This window comes from Pseudomonas sp. VI4.1 (assembly GCF_002029345.1).
Lineage (GTDB): Bacteria > Pseudomonadota > Gammaproteobacteria > Pseudomonadales > Pseudomonadaceae > Aquipseudomonas.
On record NZ_MULM01000118.1, the window covers coordinates 1 to 14735 of the forward strand.

General features: G+C 60.0%; 8 protein-coding genes and 2 pseudogenes. All 10 read left to right on the forward strand.

Annotated elements, in window-relative coordinates; all coding sequences use genetic code 11:
- Nucleotides 1–703: pseudogene (locus tag BZ163_RS07425) on the forward strand (DUF2345 domain-containing protein); the annotation flags it as partial.
- A 34-nt stretch (nt 704–737) separates the two neighbouring features.
- Nucleotides 738–3422 carry a glycoside hydrolase family 19 protein gene (locus BZ163_RS34770; RefSeq protein ID WP_168187328.1) on the forward strand — a complete coding sequence of 895 codons (2685 nt, stop codon included), beginning with the start codon at nt 738–740 and terminating at the stop codon, nt 3420–3422.
- Nucleotides 3423–4208, forward strand: a complete 786-nt coding sequence (locus BZ163_RS07435) for a hypothetical protein (RefSeq protein WP_128870392.1) — start codon at nt 3423–3425, stop codon at nt 4206–4208. It abuts the gene before it with no gap.
- Nucleotides 4209–4444: 236 nt separating this feature from the next.
- Nucleotides 4445–5020, forward strand: a complete 576-nt coding sequence (locus BZ163_RS07440; RefSeq protein WP_128870393.1) for a lysozyme inhibitor LprI family protein — start codon at nt 4445–4447, stop codon at nt 5018–5020.
- Nucleotides 5021–5315: 295 nt separating this feature from the next.
- A complete protein-coding gene (locus BZ163_RS07445) occupies nt 5316–6407 on the forward strand; it encodes a hypothetical protein (protein ID WP_371916791.1) in 1092 nt (363 codons plus the stop codon).
- 9 nt (nt 6408–6416) lie between these two features.
- A pseudogene (locus BZ163_RS07450) lies at nt 6417–9780 on the forward strand (ImcF-related family protein).
- Nucleotides 9777–11363: a type VI secretion system protein TssA gene (gene tssA, locus BZ163_RS07455; RefSeq protein ID WP_128870395.1), complete on the forward strand. Its 1587-nt coding sequence runs from the start codon at nt 9777–9779 to the stop codon at nt 11361–11363. The pseudogene BZ163_RS07450 and the gene tssA overlap by 4 nt, the downstream one beginning before the upstream one ends.
- Nucleotides 11364–11385: 22 nt before the next feature.
- Nucleotides 11386–13155: a type VI secretion system baseplate subunit TssF gene (gene tssF, locus BZ163_RS07460; protein WP_128870396.1), complete on the forward strand. Its 1770-nt coding sequence runs from the start codon at nt 11386–11388 to the stop codon at nt 13153–13155.
- A complete protein-coding gene (tssG, locus tag BZ163_RS07465; protein WP_128870397.1) occupies nt 13119–14216 on the forward strand; it encodes a type VI secretion system baseplate subunit TssG in 1098 nt (365 codons plus the stop codon). Before tssF ends, tssG begins: the two co-directional genes overlap by 37 nt.
- Nucleotides 14197–14733 carry a type VI secretion system lipoprotein TssJ gene (tssJ, locus tag BZ163_RS07470; RefSeq protein WP_128870398.1) on the forward strand — a complete coding sequence of 179 codons (537 nt, stop codon included), beginning with the start codon at nt 14197–14199 and terminating at the stop codon, nt 14731–14733. The genes tssG and tssJ overlap by 20 nt, the downstream gene beginning before the upstream one ends.
- Nucleotides 14734–14735: the final 2 nt, after the last annotated feature.

Below are 14735 nucleotides of genomic sequence, written 5' to 3' on the forward strand. Positions count from 1 at the left end.
GGTTGTTTATCAGTGCCGATGAGCAGGCCCTGGCGCAGGGGCAAGTCCTGGAAATGAGCGCGGCAACCGGCCGCCTGCAGCAGGCGGGCGAGCAACTGCAATCGCTCTCCGTCGATGCCCAGGCCGCCAACGCAGATCCCGCCGACGTGACCTCGCAACTGAACCTGCTCCAGCAAGACCTGGAGCAACTCAAGTCGTCCGTGCTGCTGCTCAGCGCGCGCCCCAGGGCATCGCCCTCACCAGCGGCAAGCACCTGCAACTGGCCGCGCAAAACAACCTGATGCTCAACGCCGGGGGCGAAGCCGACCTCAGCGTGGTCAAGCGCTTGTTCATCGGCGTGGGGCAGGGGCTCAGCCTGTTCGTGCGCAAACTGGGCATCAAGCTGATCGCCAACCACGGGCCGGTAAGCGTGCAAGCGCAAAACGACACGCTCGAACTGATGGCCCGTCACGGCCTGGCAATCACCAGTACCGAAGACGAAATCCATATCACCGCCAAGAAGAAAATCACCCTCAACGCCGGTGGCAGCTACATCACCCTCGACCCCTCCAGCATCGAGTCGGGAACGGCGGGTGATTACAGGGTCAAGTCGGCGCATTTCGCCTACAGCGGTGCAGCCAAGCAATCGCTGGAAATACCGCCGCTGGCTCAATTAACCGAGCATAACTCCACGTCTCTGGGGCGTACGGATTTCTCCGGCTGATCCCTTTTTCGCAAAACAAGGAGCGACATTCGACATGGCCAACTTGCTTGCCCGACTTTTTGGTTTTCACGACACTCGCAGTGACTCGCGGGTGGATCGGCCGTCACCGCCGGTCTTGCCGACGCCTGACACTCGGAATGTTCCATTGTCTCCAGCACCCAGTAGCGACACTCTGCCACCGCTGAAAAACTGGAGCCATCCATTCAAGTGCAAAGATCCGCTCGGGGACAAACGCAACCCGCTGTTACAGCTGACCCACATGGCCAAGGCCAAAGCCGGCTATTTCCCCTTGGGACGCAGCGGCCTCTGGCACGGCGGTGTGCACTTCGACAGCGGCACCGCCGGCCCCCTGGATCAATCCAGCGTGCACTGCCTGGCCGACGGTGAAGTGGTGGCCTACCGCATCGACACGCAGGCGCCGACCACGACCTATTTCGTCAATAAACAAACCGTAAAGAAGCCGTTCTCGCGCAATTTCGTGCTAGTCCGTCATCGGCTTCAGCCACCGAAGATCGAAGGCAGCCCGGACACGCCGCGCAGCCTGATCTTCTACAGCCTGTACATGCACCTGCGGGATTGGTCGGTGTACCGGAAGGACGCCGCCATCGTTCGTCCAGCGTGTTGGCCCGAGAGCCCGATCCTTCGCGTTAAACGGACGGTGAACGACATCCGCCCCGGAAACCCTGAAGAGCGTGGCCTGAACGTGCGCATCAAGGTCTGGCCGGGCCAGGTGATAGATCTCCTGCCACGCGGCGCCGAGGTGACCGTCAGCGGCGAGGGCAGCTATCGCAAGCTGGAGAACAGCCTCGGCCCCGCCGAACTGATCAACGCCGACGGCTCGATAGCTGGCTACCTTGCTGCCAGCCTTCTGCAACCGATTGCCGGCAACGAATACCGCATCACGTCGTCGGAGGAGTGGGTCAATGTTCGCGCTGATCCAAGCATTAATAACCCGGAACTTTTAAAACTGCCGGTGGGAACGGTAGTCACGGTCAGCGGTGAGGGCGAGTTTCGTAAGCTGGAACGCGTGAATCAGTATGTGCATTTCGACTCGCTGGAAGGTGCGCAGGAACCGCTGGCGTTAGATCGCGTGGTGGTGCTCGACACGCCTGTTCCCATCAAGGCCGGCGCGTTGATCGGTCACCTCGGCGAGTACCAGGACGGCGGCGCTGATCAGCCAGAGGAAAAGCTGCACCTGGAAGTGTTCAGTAACGATGACGTCGATTTATTCATCAAGGACAGTCGCGACTGGGCCCAGCGCCTACCGGATAAGGACAGAACCTGGCTGAAGCTAGCTAAAGGCACCGCTGTGGTGCCTCATCAAGAGAATGCCACCGCAGCCCAACTGAAGGTATGGAGCGCCGACAGCCCAATCAGTGCTGCCGACTTATTGGTCCCCAAGAGTGTGCTGGAGGCTTTGCCGGCCGACAGAAAAATCCAGGTGGCCGCGAGCGACAGCCGCAAAGCCAGCAACTGGTATCGCCTGGATGGGCTGCTCCACGACGCCGACAACCACCTGCTCGACGGTTGGGTGCGCGAAGAAGTCGGCATCACGCCTTGGCTCAGTCCCTGGTCGTGGGAGGGCTATGACCTTATTTTCGACTACAGCACCCCCAAACACTTGATGGCCTCCTTTCTCAGTGCCGTCGACGGTTTCACCGAAGAGCAACGCGAGCGCTTTCGCCCCTTGGCTGACAAAGACGACCAAGGGCCGATGAAAAGCCGGCTGTACGAGATCATCGACCGTAACCGCGATGGCAAGATGACCGCCGAAGAACTGCAAGCGGTCCTCCACCTGCCGGCCCATGCGCAAGCGATCTCGCAGTTGATCATCCGCAAGGAAAGCGAGTGGTTTCACCAGACGCAGAAGTGGGACGCGCTGGATGAATTGCTCGGTCATAGCGGCTCGACTCCGCATCTGAACTGGTTGGCGGAGAAGCAGCGGATCCAGCAAATGAGTTGGTGGGGTGAGGTGGCGGAGAAAGTGGGGTTGCCGTCGTGGGGGAAGGTTTTTCACTTTAATCCGATTGGGTTAAAGGGGTGGTTCAAAGATAGTAATCGAAGAATTACTGTTGAATTGTTAGAAAAGGTTACAGGAAAATCTGGTAATTGGTTTACCGGGCGAGGGGGTGGACGCAATTTTCTTGATGATTTTTCGGTGAAATATCCGCAAATATACAAGTATGATAAGTATGATTTTGTTGCTCTCTTGAATGATGCTCTTGAGAGATACCAAATAACAACTCCTCACCAGCAAGCACATTTTGTTTCTCAGTGTTTTCATGAGTCAGCGGCCTTTGAAACGACTGTCGAGTTCGCATCGGGGGAGCAGTACGATCCTGGTATGCATATAAATGCTATAGCTAGTGGGAATACGGAAGTCGGTGATGGTCCAAAATATAAAGGGAAGGGGCTGATTCAGCTTACATGGAAAAACAACTATGAGTCCTATTCAAATTATACTGGGGTTGATTTTGTGCGCGCTCCAAATTTAATTGCAGAGAATATGTTTAATGCTATAGATGTTTCATGTTGGTATTGGCGGCGCAATGGGGCAGTCAGTAGGAAGTATAATGCACGAGGTGATATAAATGTTCTCATAAATAATGAGCCCGACAACGTCCGTCTCGTGACGTTGGCGGTAAATGGAGGTGACAATGGCCTGCATGAAAGAGTGAAGATATACGAGGCAATACGAAAAGAGTGGGGGCTTAAGTAAATGAATGGATTGAAACTAGTGTCGGCGGTTGGCTTACTGTTGACTTTGTATTTTTCTTCATTTGGGGCTAATTCTGAGTCAGCTATACCTGCGTTGCAGATCGATCGTCTCACACCCCTTGCAGTATCAGCTTCTATAAAAGGGGAGTCGTATCCATTATCACTGCCTGATGATTTTATGAAGGAGGTGGAAGGAGTATATGGCGATGTTTATATTGAGGATTTAAGTGGAGATGGGGTAGGAGAAGTTGTTTTTCGTTTGGATGGAGGAGGTGTCAATGCTTGCTCAAAAGTGTTGTATTACAAGGCTGCTGATCGCACCCTGGCTGAGTTGGATTTCGGTGATGGAGCTTTGTGTAATTTCAAGGTTCGACATGGTTATGTAGTTAGCTCATATAGGGATGGTGCAGTCTGGAAAGAGAATATCTATCGCATTCAAGGTGGCGTAGTAAAACATTATATTTCAGATGGTTGTGTTGGGTGTGGAGAGGTTAAGCGAAAAGTGTATAAATCAGATGGTTCGTTCACTAGATTGTTAGTGTCCGATGATGTTGATTTTGAGCGCAGAGTGCCGTTGATTACCAAGATTTCTTCTCTGCGTGCTGATATTTTTACTTTGCCAGGGATGTCCAAAAAAACAAGTAAGTATTTGGTTCAAGGAGACGAGGTTACGTTGCTCGATTTTTTTAAGGATGATGAAGATTGGGTTGAGTTCAGATTTTCTGGAGCAGTTACGACTGAAGGATGGTTGAGGTGCAGTGATCTCGACTATTGCGATGGACGTTAATATATGAAGCCATTGGGGGGTTGTTTTCATTGAGTGTCAATAAATGTTTATGGAGGCGCGGCGGTACTGTTCCGTCAGACTCCATTGGTTGTGCATTGAATGTCTACCCGGTTGAAGCGAGGGTGAGTTGGTCATGCCCGTCAGACTAGATAAATAATTTGGGAAGGTAGGGCGGGGCTCGGGGGGTTGATAATCCGCCGAGAAGATGAGGCCAAACTTTTTGAGAAGGGTTTAAAATGCGACTGTTGGGATTGATGGTGTTTTTTCCTAGCTTTTTTTGGGTTTCGTTAGTTGTTGCTAGCAATGATTGTAATCCGAATAGCCCGGTCACAAAGGATGTTCTTGAATGCGCAAGTTCAGCGTATAAGCGAGTTGACAAAAAACTAAATGAGCAATATCGAATATTGGTGTCGGGCTCTAAGTTCCCTAATAAGGACTTGCTTCTGGAAGGAGAGCGGGCGTGGATTAAGTACAGAGATGCTCACTGTAATAATGTTTACAAATCTATATATCCCGGTGAAGAGGCTGGAATTGAGAAAGTAGGCTGTCTTGTTTCTTTGGCATCATCAAGATTTGCGGAGTTGGTATACTTGGAAACAGGTGCAGTCGGCGATGGTTTCTACAGTTCACTTTCAATAATGAACAGAATTTCCACAAAAACAAGGGAGGAAATCCTGTCGTACATTGAGAGCTTGGACCAGGGCTCTGAAGAATCTGAATATTATAAAAAAAATTGTGAGTTGACACTTCTTGCTCATGCGGAAGAAGAAATGCTCTGTCAAGCCCGAATGAAATTCCAGGTTGTGAGGTAGAAAACGCAGCGTTAAAAATAAGCAATAGAACGTACAAATACGGAGCACCTATGAGAACCCCGAGCAAAATTGATAGAGCGTTAGCTGTGGTAATTGTTGCAATGGCATCCGGCGGCTGCGCATTGATTTTCTCCCCGATTGAAGCGAAGGCGAGTTAGTCATGCCCATCAGACTGGATAAAGTACCTGCTCCCGCGCTACGTCCTGCCCGCCCTCGCTTCTGGCTTTGGTTCATCTTGCTGTTGCTGTGTTCATTGCTCGGTGTGGGAGGGACTTTATTGCTAGGCGATGAACCCTTGCGCCAAAAGCCTGTTGATTTCTGGAGTTTGGCCTTAGGCCTGCCAATTCTGGGCTGGTGTGTGCTGGGTTTCGGGCGAGTTCTATTTCACATCGGCGAACAGTCCGCTGCCGACGGCTGGGATGAGGCCCGTGAAAAAGCCATGATCCGCAAGATTCGTCAGGGTCGACGCTCGCAGCAGGTGTTGGGCGTGAGTCTGCATACCGCCCTGCTAGATTCTGCGGGCGAGCCAACCGCCCAACTCGACGCTTTGTTGAGTGGCACCGAGGCACTGAAGACGCAACCGTCGAGGATGGACGATGCACCGGTAAGTCACAGCCGCTTTGTCGAAGGCTCAGGTGAAGACCTGGAAGCGCTACTGATGAGTGTATTAGGCCAGAGGCTGGCTGACTTGGCGCCGATCCTGGCGCAATTGTCTGACGATAAGCCGTTGGCTCTGATTCTGGAGGTCGACTGCAGGTTACCCGAGGACCAGTGGCGCGCCGCATGGCGAAAGGCATGGTGCGAGTCCGGCATCCGTCAATCGACAGTACCCGTCGAGGGCAGTGGGTTGGCCGCGCTGGATCAATGGCTCGACCAGCGCATCGGTGACCAGGCCTTGCTGCTGGTGCTGGCCGTGCAGCTTGCACCGGAACAGCCCGAGGGCACGGCAGAAGTCGCCGTCGGTGTGTTGTTCGGCAATCGCCTGACGCAAACCACCTTGGCGCCGGTCGCCTACTTGCACCGTCCTGAGCAGGAGCGCCAGCCTACCGACGCCGATCTGCTCTATGCCACGCGTCAAGCCCTCGATTGGGTGCCGCTTGAAGCGAAGTCAATCGAGAAGACCTGGCGGGTGGGTATCGACCCACAACGTCATGCGGCCATCGCGACCGTGTTGGCTAAAGAACCCCTGTTGGGCAAGCAGGCGCCTTGCAACCTCGATGCGTTGCTGGGGCATCCCGGGAAAGCATCCCCTTGGCTGGCCATCGCGGCCGCGACGCAGACGATTGAGCGCGGTGCTGGAGCGCAATTCATCTTCAGTGGTGGTGGCCCTGCCACGGCCGGACTCTGGGGCACGGTCTTGATGCCTGTGTCAGCACTTTCTAAATAGGAATTTCGCATGCAGTTTCGCCACTCTGTAGGAATGGGGGGGCTGGTTGGCTTGCTGTTGCTGACCGGTGTGATCTTGAGCGTGCTGGTTTGGCATGATCCCGAGTCGCTGGGTCTTGCGGCCGGCAGTGACCGGCAGACGATCTGGCTTTGGGTGATATCGGCCGCGACGTTGGTCGTCGCGGGGCTTCTGGCTGGGTATCGACTGCTGGGACTTCAGCTAGGGCAATCGGCTTTTAACCGGCTCGACGCGGATGATGTTGTCCAGCCTCCTCAACCTGCCTCCACTGAGACTCGGACGCAACCGACCGACCTCGTGCAAGCGTATTTGCGCAATCAGCACGGCCCCTTCTGGCGTCGTAAAATTCGCCTGCTGCTAGTCGTCGGCGAACCCGACCAGATCCAGGCCATCGCCCCGGGCCTGACCCAAGAAAACTGGATGGAAGGCCAGAACACCATCCTGATCTGGGGCGGCAGCGTCCAAGGCAATGCGGAAGATGCACCCTTTGCACAGTACCGCAGCCTCAACCGCTGGCGCGCACTCGACGGCGTCATCTGGGCCCTGAACAAAGAGCAGTCCAGCGACGTCGCCGCAATGGGCGCCGGCGTGCGCTACCTGCAAACCCTGGCCCGCCACCTGCAGTGGCAGTTGCCGCTGTACCTGTGGCAAGTCTGCGCCAGTGAGTGGCCGCAGCCCGCTCGCGAGTCTCAAGCAGTCGGCTGCCTGCTGCCCGCACGCGCCACCGCCGTGGCCCTGGAAACCTGCCTGGACAACATGATCGTGCCCTTGCGCCAATCAGGCTGGGCGCAAATGCAATCCGACATGAAGCACGACTTCCTGCTGCGCCTGTCGCACGATCTGCAGGTCGAGGGCATTGCCCGCTGGCGTCAGGCGCTCGCGCCCTTGTTCGGCGAGTTCGCCCGGGGTCTGCCGTTGCGCGGGCTATGGTTCAGCCTGCCATTGGCTGAACACGAGGATCACCCTGCGCACCATTGGCCCATCGACCCGGCCTGGCAGGGCGTGCTCGACGACAAGGCCGTGCACAGTCGCCGTTTGGGCCGACACCCCGTGCGCATTGTTTCGGCGGTGGTCATGGGCCTGGCGCTGGTATGGGGCGCCGGCCTGCTACTGTCCTTCGCCACCAACCGCACCCAGATCGCCCAGGTGCAAAGCGCGCTGGCATCGCTGGACCAAGCCGGGCAGGGCGACGCTCAACTGCTGGCCCTCAACGACCTGATGCGCGAACTGGCACGCCTGGACTACCGCGCCCAACACGGCGCCCCCTGGTACCAGCGCTTCGGCCTGAACCAGAACCAAAACTTGCTCGAGGCCCTGTGGCCACGCTATGTCGAGGCCAACACCCGCCTGCTGCGCGACCCGGCCGCGTCCAACCTTAAGGCAAAACTCAACGCCCTGATCAAGCTGCCCCCGGGCAGCCCTGAACGCGGCCAACGGGCCCGGGCCGCCTACGACCAGCTCAAGGCCTACCTGATGCTGGCGCACCCGGAAAAAACCGATACGACCTTCCTGACCCAGACGCTGATCGACGCCGAACCCGTGCGCGCGGGAATATCGCCGGGTCTCTGGCAAGGCCTGTCACCAAGCCTGTGGCAGTTCTACGCCGAGCACCTGGCGGCGCACCCCGAGTGGCGCATCCAGGCCGACCCGAAGCTGGTCGCCCAGGCCCGGCAAGTGCTGCTTGGCCAGTTGGGCCAGCGCAATGCCGAAACCAGCCTGTACCAGCAGGTGCTCGACGCGGCGGCCAATCACACCCCGGACTTGAGCCTGGTGCAGATGGTCGGCGACACCGAGGCCGGCGCGCTGTTCAGCAGCAAGGCCAGCGTGCCGGGCGTGTTCACCCGCCAGGCCTGGGAAGGCCAGGTGCGCCAGGCCATCGCGGCCGTCGCCGAAGCGCGGCGCGAAGAAATCGACTGGGTGCTCAGCGACCACCCCGGCGAGATCGATGCCGAGCTGACCCCGGATGTGCTGCGGGCGCGCCTGACAGAACGCTACTTCGAGGACTACGCCAGCGCCTGGCTGGATTTTCTCAACCGTCTGCGTTGGCAGCCGGCCGATAGCCTGGGCGAGGTGATCGACCAGTTGACGCTGATGAGCGACGTGCGCCAGTCGCCGTTGATCGCGCTGATGAACACCCTGGCCTACCAGGGCCAGGCCGGCGTGCGCGGCCAGGCGTTGGCCGAGTCGCTGATGCAGTCCGCGCAGAAGCTGGTCGGCCAGGCCCCGGTGCCGGCGATCGACCAGCGGCTGCAGGGACCGACTGGCCCGCTGGACGCCACCTTCGGCCCGTTGCTGGCCCTGCTGGGCAAGGACGCGGAAGGCGGCGGCGACAGCGACCGCTTGAGCCTGCAGGCCTTCCTCAACCGCGTCACCCGGTGCGCCTGAAACTGCAGCAAGTGCACAACGCACCGACCCGCAGGCCATGACCCAGGCCCTGGCGCAGAGCGTGTTCCAGGGCAAGAACGTCGACCTCACCGACACCCAATCCTACGGCAGCCTGCTCGCCGCCAGCCTCGGCGCCGAGTGGGGCCAGGTCGGCGAGACGCTGTTGGTGCAGCCGCTGGACCAGGCCTGGCAACGGGTGCTGCAACCCTCGGCGGCGGGGCTCAACCGCCAGTGGCAACGCGCGATCGTCAGCGACTGGCACGGCGCTTTCGCCGGCCGCTACCCCTTTGCGGCCACCGCCAGTGACGCCTCCTTGCCGATGCTGGGACAGATGATCCGCGCCGATTCCGGGCGCATCGACCAGTTTCTGCAGCAGCAACTGGGCGGCGTCTTGCGCAAGGAAGGCAGCCGCTGGGTGGCCGATTCCCGACACAGCCAGGGCTTGCGTTTCAACCCGCAGTTCCTCACGGCGATCAATCAGCTCAGCCACCTGGCCGACGTGCTCTACACCGACGGCGGCATGGGCCTGAGTTTCGAACTGCGCGGCAAACCGGTGCGCGACGTGGTGCAAACCACCTTCGTGCTCAATGGCGAGAAACACGAGTACTTCAACCAGAAGGAAAGCTGGCAGCGCTTCAGCTGGCCCGGCTTCAGCAGCCACCCGGGCACCAGCCTGACCTGGACCAGCGTGCAGGCCAACGAACGGCTGTTCGGAGACTTCCAGGGCACCTGGGGCCTGATCCGCTTGCTGGAGCAAGCCCAGATCACCCCGCTGGACGATGGCGGCAGCCACTACCGCGTCGTGCTCAAGGCTCCCGACGGCCTGGGCCTGACCTGGCACCTGCGCACCGAGCTGGACGCGGGGCCGCTGGCGCTGTTCAAGCTGCGCAGCTTCAAGTTGCCGGCGCAGATTTTTTTGAGTGAGGGCGATGAGACGGTCGCCGATGCGCAGATGAGGAGGGTCAAATGAGCCTGCGTTCATTAATCGCCCGATGCCTGGGCGAACGCGATGCCCTTTCCCTGGCCCACCAGCAAGCCGAGCGTTGGCAAGCCTGGTTGCAACCGATCAGCACGGACTTGCCCGCGGGTGAGGATCCGGGCTACGACGATGACTTCCAGCGCATGCGTGAAGAGGTCAACAAGCTGTCTGGCGCCGATGTCGATCAGGTGGTGCAGCTGGCAGAGAAACTCATCACCCAACGCTGCAAGGATCTGCGCGTCGCCACCTACTACTTGTGGGCGCGCTTGCACAAAGACGGCGAGAGCGGGTTGGCAGACGGTCTCGGCCTGCTGGCAGCCCTGGTGGAGCGCTTTGCCGGCGAGGTGCTGCCCGCGCGTCCCAACAGCCGCAAGATGGCATTGGAGTGGCTGACCAGCGGCAAAGTGCTGGACAGCCTTTCGCTGTTTCCGGAAGTGGTCAAGGACGAGACTGAGCGCACGGTGGCAGCGCTGGCCTGGCTGGAGCGCGGGCTTGAGGCGTGGCCGCCGGAGCAACGGCCCGCCTTGGGCGCACTCTATGGCGCCTTGTCGGCGCGCTGGCGCCAGTCCGGCGGGGTGGACGCACTGGTGCCGCAAAACAGCGCCAGTCATGAGTCCAGTGCGCAAACGACGGCGTCCGACGCGGCCACGATCAAATCCGGGCGCGATCTGTTGGACAGTGGCAGGGCCCTGGCCGGTTATCTGCGCGAGCAGCCCTTGGGCTGGCTGGCGGCTCACCGCCTGATGAAGAGCCTGCGCTGGGACACCGTGCATCAGGCTCCGCCCCAGGACATCAATGGCATAACGCGCCTGACTGCGCCTCGTGGCGAATATCGAGCCCAACTCAAGCGCTTGTATCTGCAACAGAGCTGGAGTGAATTGCTGGATCAGGTCGAGCGGATGTACGCCGAGGGCGTGAATCATTTCTGGCTGGATCTGCAGTGGTATGCGTGTCAGGCGCTGAGCAAACAACCCGCACCCCAGGACAGCTGGGCCGATGTGGCCAAGCGCGATCTGGGCATGTTCCTCGAGCGACTGCCGGGCGTTGAAGCCTTGTGCTGGAGCGACGGCTCGCCCTTCGCCGATGAGACCACCCGGGAGTGGATTGCCCGGCAGGTCAGCGGCAATCGTCCCCAGCAGTGGCTACCTGCACCGACCGCCGCAGTGCCCGGCGCGGATCACGAGATCCTGTCACTGGAAGCCGAGGCCCTGGTTCAAGCCGACAGCGACGGCATCGAGCAGGCGTTGGCCTGGCTGGCCGCGCGCCCCGGCATACAGACCGGACGGCAGCGCTGGTTGCTGCGCCTGCTGATGGCGCGGGTGGCCGAGCAGCATGGCAAGAGCGATCTGGCTATCCACCTGCTGGGGGAACTGGACGCCACCGCCCAGCGCCAGGTGTTGGCCGATTGGGAGCCCGAGCTGAACTTCGAGGTCAAGGCACGCCTGCTCAAATTGTTGCGCTTGAAAGCACAGCGCAACGATGCCGACAAACCCACCCTTGCCCGGCGCATGGAGGCGCTGTTGGCGGCGCTGGTGGCCATCGATCCGGTACGTGCCGCAGTGCTCTGCGGCTAACCTCATTCATCAGGATGTTTCTTTGAGCATGGACAATCTGACACTGCGTTATTTCGACGCCGAGATGCGTTATCTGCGCGAGGCTGGCAAAGAGTTCGCGCAAGCGTTTCCGGACCGGGCGGCGCAACTGAACCTGGACAAGGCGGGCGCACACGACCCCTACGTCGAGCGCCTGTTCGAAGGCTTTGCCTTTCTCATGGGCCGGTTGCGCGAAAAGCTCGACGATGACTTGCCGGAACTCACCGAGGGCCTGGTCAGTCTGCTATGGCCGCATTACCTGCGCACCATTCCGTCGCTGGCGATCGTTGAGCTGGCGCCCGATCTCAAGGAGATGAAGCGCAGCGAACGGATCGCCGCGGGCTTCGAAGTGCTGTCGCAGCCCATCGGCCCGCAACGCACCCAATGCCGCTACACCACCACCCAGGACCTGATGCTGCAACCGCTGGCCGTGGAGTCTGTGCGCCTGGCACATGAGCCCGACGGACGCTCATTGCTGCGGCTGCGCTTTGCCTGCGGCGCGATGGCCGATTGGGGCGAGATCGCCCTGAGTCGCCTGCCGCTGTACTTGAATGCCGATGCGCCCTTGGCGAGTGCGCTGCACCAGGCACTGACCCTCAACACCCAGGCGATGTACGTACGAATGCCGGGACAAACGGACCGTCAGTCGCTGGCAGGCCATTTTGTACCCAAGGGGTTCGCCGATGAGGACCGTCTGTGGCCCAAAGGTGACAGCGCCTTCAGCGGGTATCAGTTGCTGCTGGAGTATTTCACCTTCCGCGAGAAGTTCATGTTCGTGACCCTCTGCGGGCTGGAGCAGTTGGACATCGCCAAGGGCACACCCTGGTTCGAACTGGAGGTGGTGCTTGGCCAGCCATGGCCTCAAGCGTTCAATCCCAGCGCCGAGCACATTCGCCTGCATGCGGTGCCGGTGATCAATCTGTTCACCCTGGAGTCCGACCCGCTGGACCTGGCGCCTTTGCAAACCGACTACCTGCTTCGCCCCATGCGTCTGCAGGACGGTCATACCGAAATCTACTCGGTGGATCAGGTCACCTCTTCCAGGAGCACCGAGCGCCTGGACTATGTGCCGTTCACCAGCTTTCGCCACAAGGGCGGCATGCTGCGGGACGAGGCGCCCGAACATTACTTCCACACGCGATTAAAACGGGGCGCCAATGGCCTGCATGACACCTGGCTGATTCTGGGCGGCGAGGGCTTTGACCAGGATCGGCTGCTCGCGGACGCCAGCCTGTCGTTGCGCCTGACCGGTACCCACGGCCAGCTACCGCGCAAGGCTCTGCAAAGCACCCTGCTCGATACCCTGGGGCAATCCACCCGGACCGGCTTGCGGGTGCGCAACCTGTGTGCGCCGACCTTGCCGTGCTACCCGCCGAACCGCGATCGTTTTCACTGGCGCGTGCTCAGCCACCTGGGCTCGAACTTCCTGCCGATGCTCGACAACGCCGAAGTATTGCGCGGCACCCTGGCGCTGTACGACTGGACGGGCAGCGAGCTGAACCGCCGTCGGCTGGCGGCGATCGTCGAGGTGCGTCACCACCTGATCCAGCGTTTTGAAAAAGGCTTTCTGCTACGCGGTGTGGATATCGAAGTCACCCTGGACGCCAATGGCTTTTGCGGTGAAGGCGACATCAGCCTGTTCGGCGAGATGCTCCATCGCTTCTTCAGCCTGTACGCCGACATTCATTTGTTCAACCAGCTCACGCTGATCCTGCAACCTACTGGAAAGTGCCTGCGATGGAACGAGAACCACAGTCAGCGTATTCCCGGCTGAAAGCCAGTGGATTACTGGAAGTACTGCAGGGGCGGGTGGCCGAGGCCAATCTGTATCGCTTCTGCCAGTTGCTGGAACAGGCCCTGCCGGATCATCCGCCATTGGGGAGCACGGCGGATCCGGCGGATGACCCGGTACGCTTTCGGCCGGACCCAGGCATGGGCTTTCCTGCCGGGGAGTTGAAGGCGATCGAAACCAGTGACCATCATCCGCAGCGCCCGGCAACGGTGCGCGCACGCCTGCTCGGCTTGTACGGGGTCGACTCGCCGATGCCGACGGCTTTTCTCGACGATATCGCCCAGCGTCGGGAAGGGCATGAGGCGGTGGAAGCCTTCCTCGATATATTCAACCACCGGATCTTCACCCAGTTCTACCGTATCTGGCGCAAGTACTCTTATCCGGCCACGTTCGAGGCGGGGGGCACCGATGCGACTTCGCAGTGCCTGCTGGGGTTGATCGGCCTGGGAATTCCCGGCACCGCCCGGCAGATTGCCACGCCGGTATCACGCTTCCTGGCGCTGCTCAGCGTGATGCGCCTGCCCACCCGCAACGCCGAAGGCATTGTCGCGCTGGTCAAGCTGCTGGCCCCCGGGACCCGGGCACGGGTGACACCCCATTGGCCGCAGAAAATCCCGTTGGCGCATCCGGCGAGTCTGTGCCGCCATCGCCCGGTAAGCCTGTCCCAGGGCACGCCCCTGGGCAGTGTCGGGCATGACGCCAATAGCCAGTTGCACCTGGCGCTGTTCACCGAGGATGCAGACGAGGCCCGTGGCTGGCTGCCGGGTGGGCCGTTGCACAACGACCTGCTGGTGCTGCTGCGTGTGTACCTGGGCTGGCGGTGCACCGCGAAGCTGCAGTTGTCGCTGCCGCTACGCAGCCTGCCGACGCCCGTGCTGGGGCGAGCCTCGGTACGGCTGGGCATGACCGCTGTGCTGGGCCTGGGCAGTGACGCCTGGCAAGTCGGGGCGCACGACTCCATCACCCTCAATCTGGGCCGATACCAGGGCCTTTCGAAAAATCCCCAGGACAGAGAGATACACCATGTCGCGTACGGTTTTTAAATCATCGATGGTCGTTGCGCTGGGTGCATGGCTCGCCGGTTGTGGGGTGACCCAGTCAGTGACGGACAGCACCGCATCCGCCGCCAGTTCGATTTTCTACAAGCAGGTGAAAACCTTGCACCTGGACTTCAGTGGGCGGGCATCGATGAACACCGATGGGGCAGACATGAATGCATTGTCGGTAGCCACGCTGGTTCGGGTGTACCAACTCAGCGACAGCAAGGTGCTGGAAAAGGCCACCTACGACAGTTTGCTGAGCCAGGACGACCGGCTGCTGAGCGCGAATCTGCTGGACAAGCGGACCGTGGTGGTCAAGCCGGGAGAGGGGGCGCAACTGAGCGTACCGCTGGACACTGACGCGCGCTCCGTCGCCGTGGTCGCGTTGTTTCGCCAACCCGACAGCCAGCTGGAGACGTGGCGCCTGACGTTGACCCGTGATGACCTGGATCCGGACCGGGCCCGGGTCATCGAGCTGGCGGACAACCTGCTGACCTTGCGACCGCTGGCCAAGGACTAATC

Coding starts and splice junctions, on each gene's coding strand:
- tssJ (WP_128870398.1), top strand. CDS start 14,197: ATGTCGCGTACGGTTTTTAAATCATCGATGGTCGTTGCGCTGGGTGCA.
- tssA (WP_128870395.1), top strand. CDS start 9,777: ATGAGCCTGCGTTCATTAATCGCCCGATGCCTGGGCGAACGCGATGCC.
- BZ163_RS07440 (WP_128870393.1), top strand. CDS start 4,445: ATGCGACTGTTGGGATTGATGGTGTTTTTTCCTAGCTTTTTTTGGGTT.
- BZ163_RS07435 (WP_128870392.1), top strand. CDS start 3,423: ATGAATGGATTGAAACTAGTGTCGGCGGTTGGCTTACTGTTGACTTTG.
- BZ163_RS34770 (WP_168187328.1), top strand. CDS start 738: ATGGCCAACTTGCTTGCCCGACTTTTTGGTTTTCACGACACTCGCAGT.
- tssG (WP_128870397.1), top strand. CDS start 13,119: ATGGAACGAGAACCACAGTCAGCGTATTCCCGGCTGAAAGCCAGTGGA.